Below are 19537 nucleotides of genomic sequence, written 5' to 3' on the forward strand. Positions count from 1 at the left end.
GCAGCAGGCCCTTAGCGGGAGGCTGCTTGCCAGGCCGGGCCGCGCGCAGGCGGAATGGTCCTGACGGCATCAGGGGGGAGGGTGGCCTGCAGGCCCGCCAGCTGCAGGTCGGCCAGCCGTTTGTAAGTGCGGAACACGTCCTGTGCTCCCTCGGCAAGCACCGGCAGATCGGCCTCCGGGACCGCATCCAGAAGCTGGCACAGGGACCGCCAGGCCCCTAGGTCGCGCGGGACGACGAAGGACCTGGGGGCAGAAGGCACGGCGCGCCAGATCGTCTTGGCCAGCGCGGCAGCCCCGAAAGCGGACCCGTGGATGACGTAAAGCGCGCCAAGAAGGCCCGCGTCAGAGGTCAGGCACGCTTGCCCGGACTGCGGCGCCGGGCCCGGCTCATCGCCCAGGTCCCGTTCCAGCGCCGTCAGATGATCCGACAGGGAAATCTCCGGCCAGAGCTGCCGCCTGGCGCGGTCCGCCTCGACCGCCGAAGCGGCCGCATATGTCACTGCCGCAGTTGCCCTCAGCTCCTGATAGGTCAGGTCCGGCTCCGTCAAGCGGCGGTAAAGCGGATGCTCATGCAGGTCCAGATGCAGCCGGTGCGTGGCCTCGCGCAGCCACAGGCGCGCGGGCCGCCGGGCGGCGTCCTGCGGGCGCGTCATTGCGGCTGGGCTTTCGGCAGTTCCAGAACAAACCGTGCGCCGGTTTCAACCGTCTTGTCGGCATAGATGCGGCCATGGTGCAGCCTGGCAATCTCGGCGCAGATCGACAGGCCGAACCCGCTGCCTTCGGCCTTGTCATCCGTCACCAGCCGCTGCGACGGCTCGAAAATCCGCTCCGCGTATTGCGGCGGGATGCCGGGGCCGTTGTCCTCGATCAGGATGCGGTGCCAGCTGCCGTCGCCCTCTGACGAAACCGCAATCCGTAGCGCCCGGTCCGCAGAGCGGCCGTATTTCAGCGCGTTTCCGATCAGGTTCAGGAACACCCGGATCAGCAGGTCCTGCGCCGCGACGCAGGACGGCAGGCCGCCTATCTGCACGTCGGCGCCAGCCGCCGCGATGTCGTGGCCCAGCAGCTCAACGGCTTGCTGCGCCAGTTTGCCGAGATCGGCACGCACCATTTTCGGCTTTTGCTCCTGCAGGACGGCCAGTTCCAGCAGGCTTTCCGTCAAACGCTGCAGCTTCTGCGCCTGCTGCGCCGCCAGGTGGCGGTGTTCTTCGACGCTTGCGGGGTCTGCCTCATCCTCTTCCATCCACTGGAGCGCCGAGCTGATGCCCCGCAGCGGCGCCTTCAGGTCATGCGCCGCCATATGCGCGAAGCGGCGCAGCGAGGAATTCTCCTCCTTCAGCAGCAGCTGCGAGGAGATAATATCCAGAAACTCCTGAAAGATCTCGCGCGCGGCCTGCAGCTCAGCCTCCTCCCAGGGCAGGCTTTGGTCGTCATGTTCATTGACCCATTTTTCAAACGATGTCCGCGGCCCCAGGGTGACACCCGTCTTTTCGTCTGCCACCATCTTGGCATCCGGGCGCCCGGCCCAGGTCACCTTTTGCGTGATTGGCCCGCGGAACCAAATCAGCTGGCAGACCCGGTGCACGACAATTGGCTGCACCAGCACCCCGCAGGCGACGTCCTTATAGGGCACCGAAGCCGGGTAAATGGACTGCAGCGAGATCGTCTGAAACTGGTCCTCCCCGGTCAGGTTGTCCTTGGTCCAACGGATCAGATCGCGGATGAACTCCGGCGGCGGCGTCTCTCCGGATGTATGCAGATTAAGGCCGTACTGAAAGGCGAACCCGTCGGCGCGCAGGAATTTTTGCAGCACCGGAACAAGCGTTTTGATCACGTCCTCGACGTCGCCGGTCTGGCGCAGTTCGGCCGCGAAGTTGCTTTCGATCCGCCGCAGCTGCGAAATCATGTCCGCGGTTTCCGTGCGTTGCGCCTGATCGTAGCGCAGCATCAGCGCGGTGCTGATTTCCTGCGCCAGCGCCCAGCTGTCCGAGGGCACAATCGACTCCTCGACATGGTGGCAGGCAATCAGGCCCCACAGCTTTCCCTTGTCCATCAGGCTGCTGGAAAACGACGAGGACGCCCCGATGTTGCGCAGATAGGCGGTGTGCATCACGGAAACAGCACGCCCCATCGACCAGGTCATGTCCAGCTCGCCGGCGTGACCGGCCAGCGCGCGGATCGGCACGTTTTCGTCCTGAACCGACCCCACGAACCGGTAGGGCACGATGGTCATCAGCTCCCGGACCTGCTTGGGGATGTCGGTATCGGGAAAGTGCATTCCCAGCATAGACACCATCTGGTCGTCCCGCGATTCCGCGATTGTCGCGCCCGACCAGTCGGGCAGGAACCGGTAGACCTTGACCCGGGACATGCCGGTCAGATCGCGCACCGCATTGGCGGCGACCTGCATCGCTTCCTCGAAGGTCACAGCGCCCATGATCTGCGAACAGGCCGAGCCGCAGCGCCGCATCCGCTTGCGCACCAGGGACGCCGACGGCGCCTCGTTGCGGATGAATTCGACAAACCGGCGGCCCGCATGGGTGTGGCTGACGACATCATAGACAGCGCCATCCGCCTCGAACTGCGCGTCGAGGATTTCATGGGAAATATGCGGGCTGTCCGTCAGTTCGGCCAGTTGCCCGGCAATATCCTCCGACAGCACCTCGATACTTGCGCCAAGCAATGCGTCAGCTGGCTTGCCCAGGATTTCATGAAGGTTCTCCGACACGCCGACGATGCGGCCATCGGCAGGATCCAGCACCAGCAGTCCGGTGCCCTTCTGGATCATGCCGACCAGATGAACCGGCTCACGGTCGCAGGTGTCGAGATTGGTCGTCGGAGTGCGTTCAAAGAATCTGGAGAGAGAAAGGTTCATGAGCTGTACCTCGTTAGACCCCTTACATCCTATAAGAAGAGTATGAAAAAGCAATTACCGTTTAGCGTGTATTGCTTCAGGCCTGCCAGCGTCCGGGCCTGCAGGCAGAGATCCGCGCCGCGCGCCAGAATTAAGCAATATGAATCAGTTGCTTAACTGCTCACCTTCGCCCCGGACTGGGCCGCGAGTGCGGCCGGGAACAGGTGGCGGGGGCAATAAGTCAGCCCTCGAACGCTTAAGCGCAGATGTTGCGGCAATGCAGGGGACAATCGCTTGGAGGCCCGGCAGCCGCCGGTATCCGGCAATACCGCGCTTGCCTGTCTTCAGGCAAAGGTCAACATAATCAGGATTACAAGACCTGGAAGCGGCGCCGGGCAAAGGTTAAACCCGGCCGGTTCCAGATGGGGCTTGCCGCAGGGCTAGGGTTTGCACTCGCCCTGCGGCGCCAAGGTTTTCAGCCGCCGCGGTTTGCGGCGGCTGAATGCCCAGTGGTATCAGCTGGGGTCAGAAATGAACCGAGCGCGCGCCAGCGGGTTTTTCCAGCGGCGGCGCGAATTTGGTCAGGTCGATCCCCTCAACGGCGGACTTGTATTCGTCCATGCTGGGGGTTCTGCCCAGGATCGCCGACAGGACAACAACCGGCGTCGAGGCCAGCAGCGACTCGCCCTTCTTGTCGGCGCTGTCTTCCACGACGCGGCCCTGGAACAGGCGGGTGGAGGTGGCCAGAACCGTGTCGCCCTTGGCGGCCTTCTCCTGGTTGCCCATGCAGAGGTTGCAGCCCGGACGCTCCAGATACAGGATGTTCTCGTATTCGGTGCGCGCCTTGCTTTTCGGCATCAGGTCATCGAACTCAAAGCCCGAGTAGCGCTGCAGGATTTCCCAGTCGCCCTCTTCCTTCAGCTCGTCGATGATATTGTAGGTCGGCGCCGCGACAACCAGAGGCGCGTTGAACGCGACCTTGCCGGATTTTTTCTCCAGGTTCTTCAGCATCTGCGCGACGATTTTCATGTCGCCCTTGTGCACCATGCAGGAACCGACAAAGCCCAGGTCGACCTTCTTGTTACCTCCGTAATAGGACACGGGGCGGATGGTGTCGTGGGTGTAGCGCTTGGAGACATCCGCGTTGTTCACGTCGGGGTCCGCGATCATCGGCTCGTCAATCGCGTCGAGGTCGACGACGACTTCGGCGAAATACTTGGCATTTCCGTCCGGCGCCAGGGCCGGGTTTTCGCCGGACTTGATTTCGGCGATCCGCTTGTCGGCCTTGTCGATCAGCCCCTGCAGGGTGCCGGCCTCATTGTCCATGCCTTTGTCGATCATCACCTGGATGCGCGACTTTGCCAATTCCAGCGAGCCCACCAGCGTGTCGTCGTTGGAGATGCAGATCGAGGCCTTCGCCTTCATCTCTGCGGTCCAGTCGGTGAAGGTGAACGCCTGATCGGCCAAGAGGGTGCCGATGTGCACTTCGATCACGCGGCCCTGGAAGACGTTGTCGCCGTGCTGCTGCAGCATCTGCGCCTGGGTGGCATGCACCACGTCGCGGAAGTCCATGTGGTCCTTCATGCGGCCCTTGAACGTCACCTTGACGGACTCGGGGATCGGCATGGTCGCCTCACCGGTTGCCAGCGCCAGCGCCACGGTGCCGGAGTCGGCGCCGAAGGCCACGCCCTTGGACATCCGGGTGTGGCTGTCGCCGCCGATGGTGATGTCCCAGTCATCCACGGTGAGGTCGTTCAGCACCTTGTGGATCACGTCGGTCATCGAGTGGTAAACGCCCTTCGGGTCCCGCGCCGTGATCAGGCCGAACTTGTTCATGAATTTCATGAGCTTGGGGATGTTGGCCTGCGCCTTCAGATCCCAGACCGAGGCAGTGTGGCAGCCGGATTGATAGGCGCCGTCGACGGTCGGAGAGATGACGGTCGCGGCCATCGACTCCAGTTCCTGCGCAGTCATCAGGCCGGTGGTGTCCTGCGAGCCGACGATGTTCACCTTGACGCGGGCATCCGAGCCTGCGTGCAGCACCGTGTCCCCGGCCACGCCGACGGCGTTCTTGTTGAAGATCTTCTCGACCGCGGTCAGGCCCTGGCCCTCATGCGACACCACTTTGGACGGCGCGAAGACCGGCGCCGGCTCGACGCCCAGGGTCTCGGCTGCGAATGTCTGCAGCTTCTTGCCGAACACGATGGCATAGGAGCCGCCGGCTTTCATGAATTCGACCTTTTGCGGCGTGAAGGCAGAGGAGACATCCGCCAGCTCTTCGCCGGTGTCGGCGCTGCAGAGCTTCTTGGTCTTGGTGTTGATCGACAGCACCGTGCCCGTTTCGACAGAGTATTTCTGCTCCAGGATCGGGTTGCCGTCGTTGTTCAGGATCGGATTGCCATCGGAATCGGTTTTCCGGACCCAGTTCTTCAGGTCAAGCCCGATGCCGCCGGTCACGCCCACGGTGGTCAGGAAGATGGGGGAGATGCCATTGGTGCCCGCAACAACCGGCGCGATGTTCACGAACGGCACATAGGGGCTGGCCTGCTTGCCGGTCCACAGGGCGACGTTGTTGACGCCGGACATGCGGGAGGACCCGACGCCCATCGTGCCCTTTTCGGCAACCAGCATCACGCGCTTGCCCGGGTGCTGCAGCTTCAGCGCCTCGATTTCCTGCTGCGCCTTTTCGGAGATCAGGCATTTGCCGTGCAACTCGCGGTCCGAGCGGCTGTGCGCCTGGTTGCCCGGCGACAGCAGGTCGGTAGAGATATCGCCCTCGGCTGCGACATAGGTGACGACCTCGATGTTTTCGTCGATGTCCGGCAGCTTGGTGAAGAACTCTGCCTTTGCATAGCTTTCCAGGATGTCCTTGGCGATGCCGTTGCCGGCTGCAAAGGCCTGCTTCAGGCGATCGGTGTCCGCCTCATACAGGAAGACCTGCGTCTTCAGCACCTCGGCCGCCTGCCCCGCCACCGCGGCATCCTCGCCAAGCGCCAGGTCCAGCAGCACCTCCACCGACGGGCCGCCTTTCATGTGGGACAGCAGCTCGAACGCGAATGCGGTGGAGATTTCCGGAACTTCGGCTTCACCCAGGATGATCTCCTTCAAGAATTTCGCCTTGACGCCTGCGGCGCTCGTGGTGCCGGGCAGGGTGTTGTAGATCAGGTGGTTCAGGGAATCGTCGCGGTGCGCGTTCCCGGTGTCCCTGATTTGCGCGATCAGCTCTTCAACCAGCGCGCCATCGTCGATGGGCTTGGGGTTCAAACCCTGCTCTTTGCGGGTTTCGATCTCATTCAGGTAGTCTGTGTAAAGGCTCATGGCTGTCCCGGCGAGTAAGCGTTATAAGAAGCTTGCACCCCGGGCCCGGCAGCCGCTGCCAACACCCCGGATGCTGTTTGTATGCCGCGGTATACGAAAAGATCCGGCTTTGCAATATGGCGGTGAGTGTCAAGTTGCCCCACCGGCCCCTACCCCGGCGCAGCGCAGCGGGCGCGAGGCCTCGCATCCGGCAGCGGAGTGCCAGAGTGAAGCCTTTTTTCAAACGTGACGAATCCACGCAGCGGTCCTGAACGGCCAGAGGCTCAACTCAGCGGCGCCGGGTCAAAGCTGCTCGCCAAAAGCTCTTGCACAATCGGGTTGGGAAACCGGCGCCGCAGGGTGATGGCGTAAAACGTCTCCCTGATCCGCGGATGCTCCCGGGCTTCCACCAGCCGCCCGGATGTCAATTCATCCTGCACCACGATCGGTGCCACCAGGGCCAGGCCGATATTTTCCCGCGCCAGCAAGCGCATCATCGCCATATCATCCACCTCCGCAGCCACCTGCGGGCGCACCGACAGCCGGCTGGCCATGGCATCGAAGGCGGTGCGCAGGGTGTTGTCGGTGGTCGGCAGAATGAACGGGTGCGCGCCCAGCAGCTCGCGGATGGGACGGTCCGGGTCGAACCGTTCCGGGGAGCCGACAATGCTGACGGCCTGTTCGGCGATCTGATGGGTTTCATAGGGCGCCAGACTGTCGTCCGGCGGCTCCCGGTTCATCAGCACCAGATCCAGATTGAGCGTGCCCAGCCCCTCCAGCAGTTCCGCCGGGCTGCCGGAGCGCAGGATCACTTCGACGTCCGTCCGCGCCAGGATCGGGCGCAGGAACCCGATCTGAAAATTGCGGGACAAGGTGGCCAGCGCTCCCACGCGCAGCGCCTGACGGCTGCGGCCTGTCTCCTGCAATGTGGCGACCAGCTCCTGCCCGGCGGCGAAAATCGCATCGGCGTGGTCCAGGGCGATCCGGCCCGCCTCGGTCAGGTGCAACTGCCGCCCGCGGCGCTCGAACAGGGCATGGCCCAGACGCTCTTCCAGCTGCTTGATCTGCACGGACAGGGCAGATTGCGACAGGTTCAGCTGCTGCGCGGTCCGGGTCAGGTTCCCGTCATGCGCAACCGCCCAGAAATAGCGGAGATGGTGATAGTTCAGCGGCATACCGTTCTATTTATTAGAACTAAACCTAGCAAACAATGAATTTTTTATATCAAGAAACCTGTCCTATCTCGGTATCAAACGCGATTCCGCCTGCTGAGACCGAGGAAATTGAACCATGAGTCACCTGTTTCTGCCACTTCTAAGCCCGCTTATCCTGCTTGCCGCCGCTGCCTATGCGCGCCGGACACCCGGCCGCCGCCCGGGCCTGCTGCCCAAAGCGGCCGAGTGGTGCGCGCTTGCCGCCTTCGCAGCCGCAGCCGCCTCGGCCGTCCTGCTGCTGCTTCACGGCCCGGGAACCTCCGCGCTGATCGGCCTGTGGGGCGTTGGGATCTCGGTGCGGCTGGATGCGGTCAGCGCCACCATGCTGGTGCTGGTGAGCTTTATCGGCTGGATCGTCATGCGCTACGCGGCCACTTACATGGACGGCGAAGCGCGCCAGGGCGCCTTTGCGGGCTGGATGTCGGCGACCCTGGCCGCGGTTCTGCTGCTGGTGATGTCGGGCAATCTCATCCAGCTTTTGGCAGCCTGGGTGGCAACCAGCCTGCTGCTGAACCGCCTGCTCCTGTTCTACCCGGAGCGCACCACCGCCCGGCGCGCTGCGCGCAAGAAGGCTGTTGTGGCCCGGGCCAGCGAGCTGGCGCTGGCAGGCGCGGTGCTGCTGCTGGCGCTAAGCTACGGCACAACCGATATCTCCGCCATCCTGGCCGCCGCGCAGGCGGGCCCGGCGACGATTGCCGCCGCAATGCTGATCGCCTTGGCGGCAGTGCTGGCCTCGGCGCAGTTTCCGGCCCACGGCTGGCTGACCGAGGTGATGGAGGCCCCCACCCCGGTGTCGGCCCTGCTGCATGCGGGCGTCATAAACGCGGGCGGCTTCCTGCTGATCCGGTTCGCCGATGTGATGCTGGCCGCGCCGGGCGTGATGGCGCTGCTGGTCATGCTGGGCGGCTTCACGGCGCTGTTCGGCGGGCTGGTGATGCTGACGCAGGCCGCGGTCAAGACCTCGCTGGCCTGGTCCACGATCGCGCAGATGGGCTTTATGGTCATGCAGTGCGGCCTGGCGCTGTTCCCGCTGGCGCTGCTGCACATCGTGGCGCATTCGCTGTATAAAGCGCACGCGTTCCTCAGCGCGGGCGAAGCGGTCCGCAATGTGGCCGCCATCCGCCGTCCCGGCCCCGTCGCGGTGCCAAGCGCGCGCAACGTGCTGCAGGCCTTTGCCATCGGCATCGTGATGTACGGGCTGATCGGGGCGGTCTTCGGCTTTGACGGCAAATCGGTTCAGGCCATCGCCCTGGGCGTGATCCTGATCTTCGGCGTGGCCTACATCCTGGCGCAGGGCCTTGCCGATGCGGCCCCCGGCGCGCTGACCCGCCGCACCGTGATCTATGCCTCCGCGACCTCCGTCAGCTACTTCCTGCTGCAATCGCTGGCCCTGCACATGACCGCAGGCACGCTGCCCCCGGCCCCCGCCCCGGGCCCGCTGGAATGGGCGCTGATCGTTCTGGCGCTGGTCAGCTTCGGCGCGGTCGCCGTGGCCCAGGCCACCTTCCCGCTCTGGGCCACGCATCCGGCCGCCGCCGGGCTGCGCGTGCATCTGTCCAGCGGGCTTTACGCAAATGCGATCTTCGACAGGCTGCTGGACGGCTGGTCGAACCGGAAAACCGCCTGAAACGGAGCGAGACATGTTTACCAAGCACGAAACCTACCCTGCGGCCCTGCTGGAATTTGTCGCCGAGGCGAACAAGGCGGTGAAAGCGGTCCCGCCGCTGTTCCCGCTCTCCTCCAGCGTTGCGGTCAACCCGTTCCTTGGCCAGACCGGTGAACCCCTGGCGGTGGCGGCAGCGCGCATGGCGCGGGTCGCGGGTGCCCGGATCACGCCGGAGCGCGCGCATTGGGCAGCGAAATTCGACGCCGGAGAGATCGGTATCGAGGATCTGCGCGACGCGCTGGCCAGTGCCGAAGGCCGCTTTGGCCAGCCGGATCTGGACACCGTCAAGGCGGCGCTCCGGACCCAAAGCACACCGCTGAGCGCGCTGCCCACGGTGGCAGAGCTGGCGGCGGATGTGTCCGGCATCGACTGGCCGGGCCTGATCGAAGACCGGATCGGCGTCTGGGCGTCCAGCCATTTCGATCAGGGCCAGGCCCTGTGGCAGCCCAACCGCACCGGCGGCGCCTTCAGCGCCTGGCGCGAATTCGCCTCCCGCGATCTGACCCCGGAAATTCATGGGCTCAAGGGGTTTGGCGCCTTTGTTGCCGCCACCAACCGGTCGCACTGGCGGGCCATCGGGCGGGCGTCCGAGACCCTTGGCATCTCGGCCGAAGCTGCCGGCACCGCCTACCACAGGTGGCTGATCACCCTGGGAGGCTGGGCGCAATATGCGCGCTACCTGCTGTGGCAGGCGGAACTGGACGGCAAGACGGACAACACCGCGGCTGAGCTGCTGGCGATCCGGATGGTCTTCGACGAGGCGCTGTTCCATCTCTATAAGGAGCAGATTGCCAGCCGCTGGGCAGAGGTTGCCGCACAGCACGAAATGCCGGTGACCCCCAGCCGGGATCTGGTCATCGACGCGGTGCTTCAGGACGCCGCCGAGCGGGCGCAGCAGCGCAAGCTTTCCGGTGTCCTGACCTCCCGCCAGCCGCGCCTGACCGCGGGACGCCCGGCCGTGCAGGCCGCCTTCTGCATCGACGTGCGCTCCGAGGTGTTCCGCCGGATGCTGGAAGCGCAGGACGCCGGGATCGAAACCATCGGGTTTGCGGGTTTCTTCGGCCTTGCCAGCGCACACCGGGCCGCCGGTTCGGACGTGACCGAGACCCGCGGCCCGGTCCTGCTGCAGGCCGGGGTGTCCTCCAGGGCCGCCGAGCCGGACACCGCCGATCAAAACCGGCGCTATGCGGCGCGGGCCAAACGCGCCTGGGGCCGGTTCAAACTGGCGGCGGTCTCCTCCTTTGCCTTTGTCGAGGCCACCGGCCCGCTGTACGTCAGCAAGCTGCTGCGGGACTCGCTTGGCCGCCCGGCTGGCGCCAAGCCGGACCCCGCCCCGCAGCTTGACCCTGCGATCGGTCTGGAAGCCCGCGTCGGCATGGCCAAATCCGTGCTGGCCGCGATGTCCCTGACGGAGAATTTCGCGCGGATCGTGATGCTGGCAGGCCACGGCGCTGACGTCACCAACAACCCGCATGAAAGCGCCCTGCAGTGCGGCGCCTGCGGCGGCCATGCCGGCGATGTGAACGCGCGCCTGCTGGCCGGGCTGCTGAATGACGCCCAGGTGCGCGAGGGGCTGCGCGGCGAAGGCATCAGCATCCCCGCCGATACACTGTTCCTGCCGGCGCTGCACCACACCACCACCGATGCGGTCACGCTCTATGAGCAGGATCTGCCGGGCCAGGGCTGGAAGGCGGATGTCGCCCGGCTGAAGCGCTGGCTGGACGACGCCGGGCGGCTGGCCCGCACCGAACGCGCCGCCAGGCTGCCGCGGGCGAAGGGGGAGGCGGATATTGCCCGCCGGGCCAGCGACTGGGCCGAGCTGCGCCCGGAATGGGGTCTGGCCGGCTGCCAGGCGCTGATCGCCGCCCCGCGCCAGCGGACCGAGGGCGCGGACCTGTCCGGCAATACCTTCCTGCACAACTACGACTGGCAGGCCGATGCGGGCTTTGGCGTGCTGGAGCTGATCATGACCGCGCCGGTGCAGGTCGCGAGCTGGATCAGCCTGCAGTACTACGGTTCCACCGTGGCGCCGGAGCTGTTCGGCGGCGGCAACAAGCTGCTGCACAATGTGGCGGGCGGCATCGGTGTGCTCGAAGGCAACGGCGGCTCATTGCGCCCCGGCCTGCCCTGGCAGTCCGTGCATGACGGGGACGGCTTCCAGCATGACCCGCTGCGCCTGACCGTCATCATCGAAGCCCCGCGCGAGGCGATGACCGATGTGCTGAAACGGCACGCCAATGTCAGGGCGCTGTTCGACAACCGCTGGCTGTCGCTGATTGCGATGGACAGCGAAGGCAAGCTGGCCTGGCGGTATGACGGCGGACTTGAATGGTCGCCGTTCCAGCCCGAAGACCGCGGCAACCGCGCAATCGCGGCGGAGTGACCGCAGCGGGCGGCACGCCACTCAAATGCAATGGAAACCGGCAGGCCCGCTTGCCGGTTTCCATACGTGAGGGGCAAGCTGCTGCTGCGCGCAGCTATGGTGCAAAAAAGCTGATGCCGTGCTTATGACAGGTCAGGCGGCGCAGCCAGCGACTGCCGCGTCACGACGTGCGTGCTGATGCACACCGGCTGCCCTGCCGATGTGCCTTCAACCATCGCGACCAGCTCCCGCGCGGCCTTGCGGCCCATTTCGCGGTGCGGAACATGCACCGTGGTCAGCGCCGGGCTGACAATTGCCGCCAATTCGATGTCATCGAACCCGGTGACAGAGACCTGCTCCGGCACCGCAATGCCCATCCCTTTCGCCTCGCGCAAGGCTCCTGCCGCCAGCACATCGTTGCCGCACATCACCACGGTCGGGCGCGGCTCCAGCGCCATAAGCTGGCGGAACGCCTCTGCCCCCTTGTCGATTTCATACGGGGTTTCGATCAGGGTCAGCGCCCCCTCCCCCAGGCCGGCCGCCTGCAATGCCTGCCTGACACCCTCCACCCGGCTCAGCGCCCGGTCGTTGCCCTCTGTCAGGCCGGAAATCATCGCAATCCGCCGATGGCCCGCCGCAAGAACGCTCTCCGCAAGCGCGCGCATGGCGCTGGCATTGCTGAACCCGACCGAAGGCCGCTTGGCCTCCGGCGCATAGGACCAGGCGACCAGCGACGGAACCTGATGCCGGTCGAGGTAGTCGTAAATCTCCGGGTCGCGCGCGTGCCCGATCAGCAGCAGCCCGTCCGCGCCGCGCGCAACCAGGGTGCGGATCTGCTCGCGTTCGGCCTCCGGATCATAGGCCGAGCTGGACACCAGCAGCGTATAGCCGCGCTCCCGCAGCTCATCCTGAAAGGCCTGCAGGCCGCGGGCAAAGATCGCATTGTCCATCGTGGGAATGATCGCCCCGATGGTAAAGCTGCGCTTGGCCGCCATCACCCGGGCCGCGAAATTCGGGGTGTAGCCCAGTGATTCGACCGCCTGCAGGACCCGCTGGCGGGTCGGTTCGATCACCCGTTCCGGCGTGTTCAGGCAGCGCGACACCGTCGCGGTCGAGACGCCGGCCTCCCGTGCAACATCGGTAAGTGTCGGAGCTGAGCGGGTTTTTCCCATATCATGCCTGCCATTCCATTGCCCCCTGTCTTAGCACAATTTGCAGCCGTTGCCATCCACTCATGTAAGCGCTTGCATTAATGATGTAAGCGCTTACAAATGGTGTTGGGATCAAATAACGGGACCTAACGATGTTTCTCTTCGCTGCCGTTGCCGTCTTCGCCGTGTTCTTTGCCAATGTCGCCCTGGGCGCGTTTGGCGGTGGCGGTTTTCTGAACGACGTGGGAGAGATGCTGGTCCTGTTTGCGGCATCGGTCCTGTTCGTGGCCGCGATCCTCAAGCGCGAGGCTGACCACAAGAAAAACAACGGCAGCTGACGGATTTCCAAGGGAGGAAGACAATGACGACTGACAAGGATGGCCCCAAATCTGCGGAGCGCCGCAATTTTCTGAAACTGGCCTCGACCGGCTCCTTCACCGCGGCGCTGGTGGCGGGTGCGGGCGGGATTCTGTGGTCATCGGAAGCCGCCGCGCAGACCGCAAAGGAAGAGAAAGAGCGCGAGCGTGCGGCAGAGCATATCATGACCGTGGCGACCGCTTATGTGCTGGGCGCCTCGCGCAGCTATCCGATCATGCAGCTGGACCTGAAGGAAAACATCCAGAACGCGACCAACGGCAAGATCTACGTCAAGCTTGCCCCCGGCGGCCAGCTCGGCGCGGGCGGCGCATTGGTGCAGAAGGTGCAGGGCGGCACGATCCAGGCGGCGCAGCATTCGCTGTCGAACTTCGCGCCCTTCGCCTCCACCGTTGACCTCATCAACATGCCCTATCTCTGCGGCTCCAACCAGCGGTTCACCAATCTGGTGAACTCCGATTTCTGGAAGGCAGAGGTGCACCCCAAGGTCGAGGCCGCCGGTTTCAAGGCGCTGTTTTATGTGAACATCGACCCCCGTGTGGTGGCGGTGCGCAAGGGCGGCAACGCGGTGATGTCACCCGGTGACATGGCGGGGGTGAAATTCCGGGTGCCGGGCTCGAAAATGCTGCAGCAGTATTACCGCATGGTTGGCGCCAACCCGACGCCGGTGGCTTGGGGCGAAACCCCCTCGGCGATCAAACAGGGTGTGGCGGATGCGCTCGACCCTTCGGTCGGGGCGCTCTATGTCTTTGGTTTCAAGGACATTCTCAGCCATGTGACCTTTACCCAGGCGGTGCCGGACAGCCAGGTCTATTCCTGCAATCTGGAATGGTTCAACTCGCTGCCCGCCGATGTGCAGGACGGCGTGATGTGGGGGTCGGAGATGACCGCGCATCAGAACCTGTCCAAGGTGCCGTCCGCCCGCGCCTATGCAATGGCGGAACTGACCAAGGCAGGCGTCGAGTTCCATTCGCTGAGCGATGACCAGCTGGCAGAATGGAAAGACGCGGGCGGCTACCAGCGCAGCGAATGGGATTCCTTCAAGACAGAGCTGGCCGGGTCGATGGACAATTTCGCCAAGCTGGAGGAGGCCGCAGGCGCCCAGGGCAAATACTTCGTCCACGACGCCTGACCGCTGCCGGGGCGCGCGCCGCAGCCCGGCCGCCGCCCGCCACCGAAACCGCCGCTTCTGCAGCAGCCCGCCGGGCTGGCTGCGGGGGTGTGCCTGAACCCCGGGAACAGCGATGAAGATCCTGCGAACGATAGACAAGAACGCGGAGCGCTGGCTGCTCCTGGTGTTCTACGTGATGCTGGTCATCACCATGGCGATCGAGGTCATCCGGCGCGAGCTGTTTGCCTTCTCCTCGATCTGGGGCGAGGAGATCGTCCGCTATTCCTTCATCTATCTGGCCTGGATCGGTGCCGCCGCGGCGGTCAAGGAACGCGCGCATATCCGCATTGATGTGCTGATGCACTACCTCGGCCCAAGGCCCAAGGCGCTGCTCTACATCTTCGGCGATCTGGTGATGTTCATCGTGGCGCTGGTGGCGCTCTACTGGTCGTTTGAGACGGTTCTGGTCTCCGCCAAGTTCGGATCGGTCAGCCACGGGCTGCGGGTTTCGATGGTGTGGTTCCTGATGGCGGTGCCCGCGGGGTTCGCCCTGATGATCTGGCGCCTGCTGCAATCCTTCCTGCGCGACTGGCGCAGCCTTCGCGACGGCACTCCCGTCTTTGAAGGCGACAAGCTGTTTGATTGAGGGGCCTTAAGCGATGCTGTGGAATTCACTCAATCAAACGGTCGAGCTGGGCTGGGATTTCTACCTGCCGGTGATCATGTTCGTGGCGCTGATTGCGCTGGCGGTGCCGGTCTGGGCGGCCATCGGTGCTGCTGCCATCACCATGCTGGTGATGTCGGGAGATCTGCCGCTCAGCGCCATCGGCGAAAGCCTGTTCACCGGCATCGACGCCTTTGCGCTGACCGCAGTGCCGCTGTTCATCCTGACCGGCGACGTTCTGGTGCGCACCGGCCTCAGCAAGAAATTCCTCGATGTGGCAGAGGCGCTGACCTGCTGGACGCGCGGCGGCTTCGGCTCTGCCACGGTGCTGGTCTGCGGCATGTTCGCGGCAATCTCCGGCTCTGACGCAGCCGGCGCCGCCGCTGTCGGGCGGATGACCATCGCCCGGCTGGTCGAAAGCGGCTACCCCCGCCCCTATGCCTGCGCGCTGGTGGCAGCGGGCGCCTGCACCGGCATCCTGATCCCGCCCTCCATCGCCTATATCATCATCGGCCTGGTGCTGGGCATTTCCGCCTCCACCCTGTTCTTGGCGGCGCTGATCCCGGGCCTTGCGATCCTGGTGTCGATCCTGGTCACCAATATCATCATGAACCGGCTTTATACCTATGAAACCGGCGGCAACATGGGGCTGGGCGAATGGCTGGGCAACCTGGGCCATGCGCTGAAAACCGGCTGGTATGCCTTCATCGTGCCGGGGATCATCTTCTACGGCATCTTCTCCGGCCGCCTGACCCCGACCGAGGCCGGCGCCACGGCGGTGGTCGTCACCATCCTGATGGGCTTCATCCTGGGCACCCTCAAGCTCTCGGACTTCCCGGCGATGCTGGTCAGCTCCGCCAAGGTGAACGGGGTGATCCTGCCGATCATCGCCTTCTCCGCCCCGCTGGCAGAGGCGCTGGCGATCATGGGCGTGCCGCAGGGGTTCGTCACTGCGGTGACCGGGCTGACCGATGACCCCTCCGTGCTGATCCTGCTGATGATCTGCATCCTGATCGCCGCCGGCTGCGTGATGGAAACAACCCCCAATATCGTGATCCTGGCACCGATCCTGAAGCCCTTGGCCGACAACATCGGCATGAACGAAATCCAGTTCTGCATCATGATGATCACCGCGCTGGGGGTCGGCTTCATCACCCCGCCCTTGGGCCTGAACCTGTTCGTCGTCTCCGGCATCACCGGCGAGTCCATCCTCAAGATCGCCGCCCGTGCCATCCCCTTTGTTCTGACCATGCTGATCGTGGTGCTGCTGATCGCCTACATCCCGCCGATCTCGACCACGCTGCTTCCTGACATCTACAAGTAGGACCCCCTGAAAATGACCCGAGAATACCTGAAGAAGGCTGCCCTGACCCCCAAGTCGGATGCCTCCGAGACCCATAAGACCGTGCAGGGCATCCTGGACGACATCGAGGCCGGCGGCGACGCCAAGGCGATGGAATATGCCGCCAAGTTCGACCGGTATGAGGGCAATGTGCTGCTGACGGCAGAGGAAATCGAGGCCGCCTGCGCGCAAGTGCCGGAGAAGCTGAAGGCCGACATCCGGTTTTCCCACGACAACGTCCGCCGCTTTGCAGAACTGCAGAAAAGCACGATGCAGAATGTGGAAACCGAAATTTCCCCCGGCTTCATCACCGGGCAGAAGGTCATCCCCGTAGAAGCGGCAGGCTGCTATGTGCCCGGCGGCCGCTACAGCCATATCGCCAGCGCCATTATGACCGTGACCACCGCCAAGGTCGCGGGCTGCAAGCATATCACCGCCTGCTCGCCGCCGCGCCCCGGCGTGGGCGTGGCCCCCGCTATCGTCTATGCCGCCCATATCTGCGGCGCGGACAAGATCATGGCGATGGGCGGCGTGCAGGGGGTTGCGGCGATGACTTTCGGCCTGTTCGGTCTGCCCAAGGCCAATATCCTGGTCGGTCCCGGCAACCAGTTCGTGGCGGAGGCCAAGCGCATCCTGTTCGGCCGCGTCGGCATCGACATGATCGCAGGCCCCACCGACAGCCTGATCCTGGCCGACAGCACCGCCGACGCCCATATCGTCGCAACCGATCTGGTGAGCCAGGCGGAGCATGGCTACAACTCCCCGGTCTGGCTGGTCACGGATGACCGCGCCCTGGCGGAAGAGGTGATGCGGCGGGTTCCGGACTACATCGACGACCTGCCCGAGGTGAACCGCGAGAACGCCACCGCCGCCTGGCGCGACTATGCCGAGGTGATCCTGTGCAAAGACCGCGAAGATATGGCGGCCTGCTCCGACGAATACGCGCCCGAGCATCTGACCGTGCAGGCAGCGGATCTGGACTGGTGGCTGGAGCAACTGACCTGTTACGGCTCGCTGTTTCTGGGCGAGGAGACCACGGTGTCCTACGGCGACAAGGCGGCGGGCACCAACCACGTGCTGCCGACCTCTCGCGCGGCCAGCTATACCGGCGGGCTGTCCGTTCACAAATACATGAAGATCGTCACCTGGCAGCGCGCCACCCGCGAAGGCTCGAAACCGGTGGCGGAGGCCACAGCGCGCATTGCCCGGCTGGAGGGGATGGAGGGCCACGCCCGTGCCGCCGATGTGCGGCTGGCCAAGTATTTCCCGGACGAAACCTTTGACCTGACCGCAAATGGCTGACCCGCGCGCCCTGTTCGATCTGTCAGGCCGCACCGCCTGCATCACCGGCGCCAGCTCCGGGCTGGGGCGGCGCGCGGCCATCGCGCTGGCCGCCGCCGGGGCGCAGGTGGTGGCGGTGGCGCGCCGGGCGGAGGCTTTGGAAAGCCTTTGTGCAGAGATCGGACCAAGCGCGGCTTACGCGGTCGCGGATGTGGCAGACCGCAGCGCGCTGGAGGCGCTGCGGGACACCGTCACAGCCCCCTTCGGCGCGCCGGACATCCTGATCCACGCAGCCGGCATCAACACGCGGCAGCCTGCGGATGACGTGACCACGGAAGGCTGGGACCGGACCCTGGCGCTGAACCTGACGGCGCCCTTCTTCCTGAGCCAGGCCTTGGTGCCTGCGATGAAGGACCGGGGCTGGGGGCGGATCGTCAATTTCGCCTCGCTCCAGACAACCCGCGCCTTTCCCGGCGGCATCGCCTATGGCGCCAGCAAGGGCGGGATCGGCCAGCTGACCCGCGCCATGGCAGAGGCCTGGTCGCCCCACGGCATCACCGCCAACGCGATCGGACCGGGCTTCTTCCCGACCGAGCTGACCCAGGCGGTGTTCAAGGATGACGCCCGCGCCGCCCGCAATGCCGCGCAGACCTGCATCGGCCGCAACGGGCGGCTGGAGGATCTCGACGGGCCGCTGCTGTTCCTGTGTTCGGAGGCGTCGGCCTATGTCACCGGGCAAATCCTGATGGTTGACGGGGGGTTCACCGCGAAATGAAAGCCTTGGTTTATGAAGGGGTTGAGACGCTTGCGGTCCGTGATGTGCCGATGGCCGCGGGCCAGCCGGGCGAGCAGCTGATCCGCATTCATGCCTCCGGCATCTGCGGGTCTGACATGCACGCCTATCTGGGCCACGACAACCGCCGGCCCGCACCGCTGATCCTCGGGCACGAGGCCGCCGGAGTGATCGAGGACGGGGCGGATGCGGGCCGGCGGGTGACAATCAACCCGCTGGTCACCTGCGGCAGCTGCGCCGCCTGCGCATCGGCGCGCGAAAACCTCTGCGCCAGCCGCCAGATCATCTCGATGCCCCCGCGCGAGGGCGCCTTCGCCCAGTTCGTGACGATGCCGGAGCGCAACCTGGTGACCGTGCCGGATGCAGTACCGCTGGCAAAGGCCGCGCTGGCCGAGCCGCTGGCGGTCAGCTGGCACGCCGCCCGGCTGGCGCTGGAGGCGCTGCACCCGGACACCGAACGCCGCGCGCTGGTGATCGGCGGCGGTGCCATCGGGCTGGCGGCGGCACTGGCGCTGCGGGCGATGGGGGTGGAGGACGTCACGATCCAGGAACCCAACGCTGCGCGCCGGGCCTTCCTGACCGGCCGCTGCGGCCAGCAGGCGGTGGCGGAGTTTCGGGGCATGGTGCCGCTGGTGGTCGACGCCGTAGGCTATGCCGCCACCCGCGCCGCCGCCTCGGCGGCTGCCGCACCGGGCGGGGTGATTGCCCATACCGGCCTGGGCGAAGACACCGGCGGTTTGGATATCCGGCGCATGACCCTGCAGGAAATCACCTTCATCGGCACCTACACCTATACCGCGCAGGACTTCCGCGACACCGCGCAGGCCATCTTTGACGGCCGCCTCGGCCCGCTGGACTGGCCCGAAACACGGCCGCTGTCAGACGGCGCCGCTGCCTTTCGCGATCTGCGCAGCGGCGCGGTGGCGGCGCCCAAGATCATCCTCGACCCCTGGGCCTGAGCCCGCACCCCAAACAAACGGAGAGCAACCATGTATGACAATATCCTGGTTCCCATGGCCCTGGATCACGGGGTGTCCGGAACAACGCTGAAGGCCGCCGCCACCCTATGCAATCCCGGCGGGCAGATCACCGCGCTGCACGTCTATGAGCCGCCGCACAGCTCGGTCACCGCCTACCTGGACGAAGACACCGTGCGCGAAGGCTTCGACAAGGCCCGCGAGGCGCTGGCCCTGAAAACCGCAGGCCTCGGCAATGTCACCGCAGAAATCGTCAAGGGACGGTCCTACCGGGCCATTGTCGAATACGCCGAACAGCACGGCATGGACTGCATCGTCGTCGGCTCCCACAAACCGGGGCTCAGCGACTTTTTCCTCGGCTCTACCGCCGCCCGCGTGGTCCGCCACGCGCCCTGCGCGGTGCATGTCTGCCGCACTTCCTGACCCCGAAACAAGACCCCCGAAGCAAAG

The 19537-nt window shown here is 65.2% G+C and carries 15 protein-coding genes; 10 read left to right on the forward strand and 5 right to left on the reverse strand.

Annotated features, from left to right (window positions below):
• Window positions 1–11: 11 nt before the first annotated feature.
• From DAEP_RS0121180 to DAEP_RS0121195, 4 genes are all read right to left on the reverse strand, one after another.
• A complete protein-coding gene (locus DAEP_RS0121180; protein WP_027246107.1) occupies window positions 12–653 on the reverse strand; it encodes a heme oxygenase-like domain-containing protein in 642 nt (213 codons plus the stop codon).
• A complete protein-coding gene (locus tag DAEP_RS0121185; protein ID WP_027246108.1) occupies window positions 650–2875 on the reverse strand; it encodes an ATP-binding protein in 2226 nt (741 codons plus the stop codon). Before DAEP_RS0121185 ends, DAEP_RS0121180 begins: the two co-directional genes overlap by 4 nt.
• Window positions 2876–3379: 504 nt before the next feature.
• Entirely contained in the window at window positions 3380–6172 is a 2793-nt protein-coding gene (locus DAEP_RS0121190) for a bifunctional aconitate hydratase 2/2-methylisocitrate dehydratase (protein WP_027246109.1), read from the reverse strand.
• Between the two features lie 263 nt (window positions 6173–6435).
• The gene (locus tag DAEP_RS0121195) at window positions 6436–7326 is read right to left on the reverse strand and encodes a LysR family transcriptional regulator (protein ID WP_027246110.1); all 891 of its coding nucleotides are present in this window, start codon (window positions 7324–7326) and stop codon (window positions 6436–6438) included.
• Window positions 7327–7441: 115 nt separating this feature from the next.
• Here DAEP_RS0121195 and DAEP_RS0121200 point away from each other — a divergent pair, with 115 nt between their 5' ends.
• Together DAEP_RS0121200 and DAEP_RS0121205 are read left to right on the forward strand one after the other, a co-directional pair.
• Window positions 7442–8992 (forward strand): proton-conducting transporter transmembrane domain-containing protein, encoded by a 1551-nt coding sequence (locus tag DAEP_RS0121200; RefSeq protein WP_027246111.1) that lies wholly within the window; start codon window positions 7442–7444, stop codon window positions 8990–8992.
• Window positions 8993–9005: 13 nt separating this feature from the next.
• Window positions 9006–11414 carry a YbcC family protein gene (locus DAEP_RS0121205; RefSeq protein WP_027246112.1) on the forward strand — a complete coding sequence of 803 codons (2409 nt, stop codon included), beginning with the start codon at window positions 9006–9008 and terminating at the stop codon, window positions 11412–11414.
• Window positions 11415–11536: 122 nt separating this feature from the next.
• Here the strand turns inward: DAEP_RS0121205 and DAEP_RS0121210 are convergent, their stop codons facing one another.
• Entirely contained in the window at window positions 11537–12565 is a 1029-nt protein-coding gene (locus DAEP_RS0121210; protein ID WP_008558206.1) for a LacI family DNA-binding transcriptional regulator, read from the reverse strand.
• A 131-nt stretch (window positions 12566–12696) separates the two neighbouring features.
• Between DAEP_RS0121210 and DAEP_RS0121215 the strand changes: the two genes are divergently transcribed.
• The 8 genes from DAEP_RS0121215 (at window position 12697) to DAEP_RS0121250 (ending at window position 19510) form a co-directional block, all read left to right on the forward strand.
• Entirely contained in the window at window positions 12697–12882 is a 186-nt protein-coding gene (locus DAEP_RS0121215) for a hypothetical protein (protein ID WP_008558231.1), read from the forward strand.
• A gap of 23 nt (window positions 12883–12905) precedes the next feature.
• Window positions 12906–14051, forward strand: coding sequence for a TRAP transporter substrate-binding protein (locus tag DAEP_RS0121220; RefSeq protein ID WP_027246113.1), 1146 nt, complete (start codon window positions 12906–12908; stop codon window positions 14049–14051).
• 112 nt (window positions 14052–14163) lie between these two features.
• Window positions 14164–14676 carry a TRAP transporter small permease gene (locus DAEP_RS0121225; protein ID WP_008558273.1) on the forward strand — a complete coding sequence of 171 codons (513 nt, stop codon included), beginning with the start codon at window positions 14164–14166 and terminating at the stop codon, window positions 14674–14676.
• A gap of 13 nt (window positions 14677–14689) precedes the next feature.
• Window positions 14690–16018, forward strand: coding sequence for a TRAP transporter large permease (locus tag DAEP_RS0121230; protein ID WP_027246114.1), 1329 nt, complete (start codon window positions 14690–14692; stop codon window positions 16016–16018).
• Between the two features lie 12 nt (window positions 16019–16030).
• Window positions 16031–17338 (forward strand): histidinol dehydrogenase, encoded by a 1308-nt coding sequence (gene hisD, locus DAEP_RS0121235; protein WP_027246115.1) that lies wholly within the window; start codon window positions 16031–16033, stop codon window positions 17336–17338.
• On the forward strand, window positions 17331–18092 hold the full coding sequence (locus tag DAEP_RS0121240; RefSeq protein WP_027246116.1) for an SDR family NAD(P)-dependent oxidoreductase: 762 nt from the start codon (window positions 17331–17333) through the stop codon (window positions 18090–18092). The genes hisD and DAEP_RS0121240 overlap by 8 nt, the downstream gene beginning before the upstream one ends.
• Window positions 18089–19069 (forward strand): alcohol dehydrogenase catalytic domain-containing protein, encoded by a 981-nt coding sequence (locus DAEP_RS0121245; protein ID WP_027246117.1) that lies wholly within the window; start codon window positions 18089–18091, stop codon window positions 19067–19069. The genes DAEP_RS0121240 and DAEP_RS0121245 overlap by 4 nt, the downstream gene beginning before the upstream one ends.
• A gap of 30 nt (window positions 19070–19099) precedes the next feature.
• Entirely contained in the window at window positions 19100–19510 is a 411-nt protein-coding gene (locus DAEP_RS0121250; RefSeq protein WP_008558216.1) for a universal stress protein, read from the forward strand.
• Window positions 19511–19537 lie beyond the last annotated feature (27 nt).

Origin of the sequence: Leisingera daeponensis DSM 23529 (assembly GCF_000473145.1) — a bacterium.
GTDB classification, from domain to species: Bacteria; Pseudomonadota; Alphaproteobacteria; order Rhodobacterales; family Rhodobacteraceae; genus Leisingera; species Leisingera daeponensis.

Coding starts and splice junctions, on each gene's coding strand:
- DAEP_RS0121180 (WP_027246107.1), bottom strand. CDS start 653: ATGACGCGCCCGCAGGACGCCGCCCGGCGGCCCGCGCGCCTGTGGCTG.
- DAEP_RS0121185 (WP_027246108.1), bottom strand. CDS start 2,875: ATGAACCTTTCTCTCTCCAGATTCTTTGAACGCACTCCGACGACCAAT.
- DAEP_RS0121190 (WP_027246109.1), bottom strand. CDS start 6,172: ATGAGCCTTTACACAGACTACCTGAATGAGATCGAAACCCGCAAAGAG.
- DAEP_RS0121195 (WP_027246110.1), bottom strand. CDS start 7,326: ATGCCGCTGAACTATCACCATCTCCGCTATTTCTGGGCGGTTGCGCAT.
- DAEP_RS0121200 (WP_027246111.1), top strand. CDS start 7,442: ATGAGTCACCTGTTTCTGCCACTTCTAAGCCCGCTTATCCTGCTTGCC.
- DAEP_RS0121205 (WP_027246112.1), top strand. CDS start 9,006: ATGTTTACCAAGCACGAAACCTACCCTGCGGCCCTGCTGGAATTTGTC.
- DAEP_RS0121210 (WP_008558206.1), bottom strand. CDS start 12,565: ATGGGAAAAACCCGCTCAGCTCCGACACTTACCGATGTTGCACGGGAG.
- DAEP_RS0121215 (WP_008558231.1), top strand. CDS start 12,697: ATGTTTCTCTTCGCTGCCGTTGCCGTCTTCGCCGTGTTCTTTGCCAAT.
- DAEP_RS0121220 (WP_027246113.1), top strand. CDS start 12,906: ATGACGACTGACAAGGATGGCCCCAAATCTGCGGAGCGCCGCAATTTT.
- DAEP_RS0121225 (WP_008558273.1), top strand. CDS start 14,164: ATGAAGATCCTGCGAACGATAGACAAGAACGCGGAGCGCTGGCTGCTC.
- DAEP_RS0121230 (WP_027246114.1), top strand. CDS start 14,690: ATGCTGTGGAATTCACTCAATCAAACGGTCGAGCTGGGCTGGGATTTC.
- hisD (WP_027246115.1), top strand. CDS start 16,031: ATGACCCGAGAATACCTGAAGAAGGCTGCCCTGACCCCCAAGTCGGAT.
- DAEP_RS0121240 (WP_027246116.1), top strand. CDS start 17,331: ATGGCTGACCCGCGCGCCCTGTTCGATCTGTCAGGCCGCACCGCCTGC.
- DAEP_RS0121245 (WP_027246117.1), top strand. CDS start 18,089: ATGAAAGCCTTGGTTTATGAAGGGGTTGAGACGCTTGCGGTCCGTGAT.
- DAEP_RS0121250 (WP_008558216.1), top strand. CDS start 19,100: ATGTATGACAATATCCTGGTTCCCATGGCCCTGGATCACGGGGTGTCC.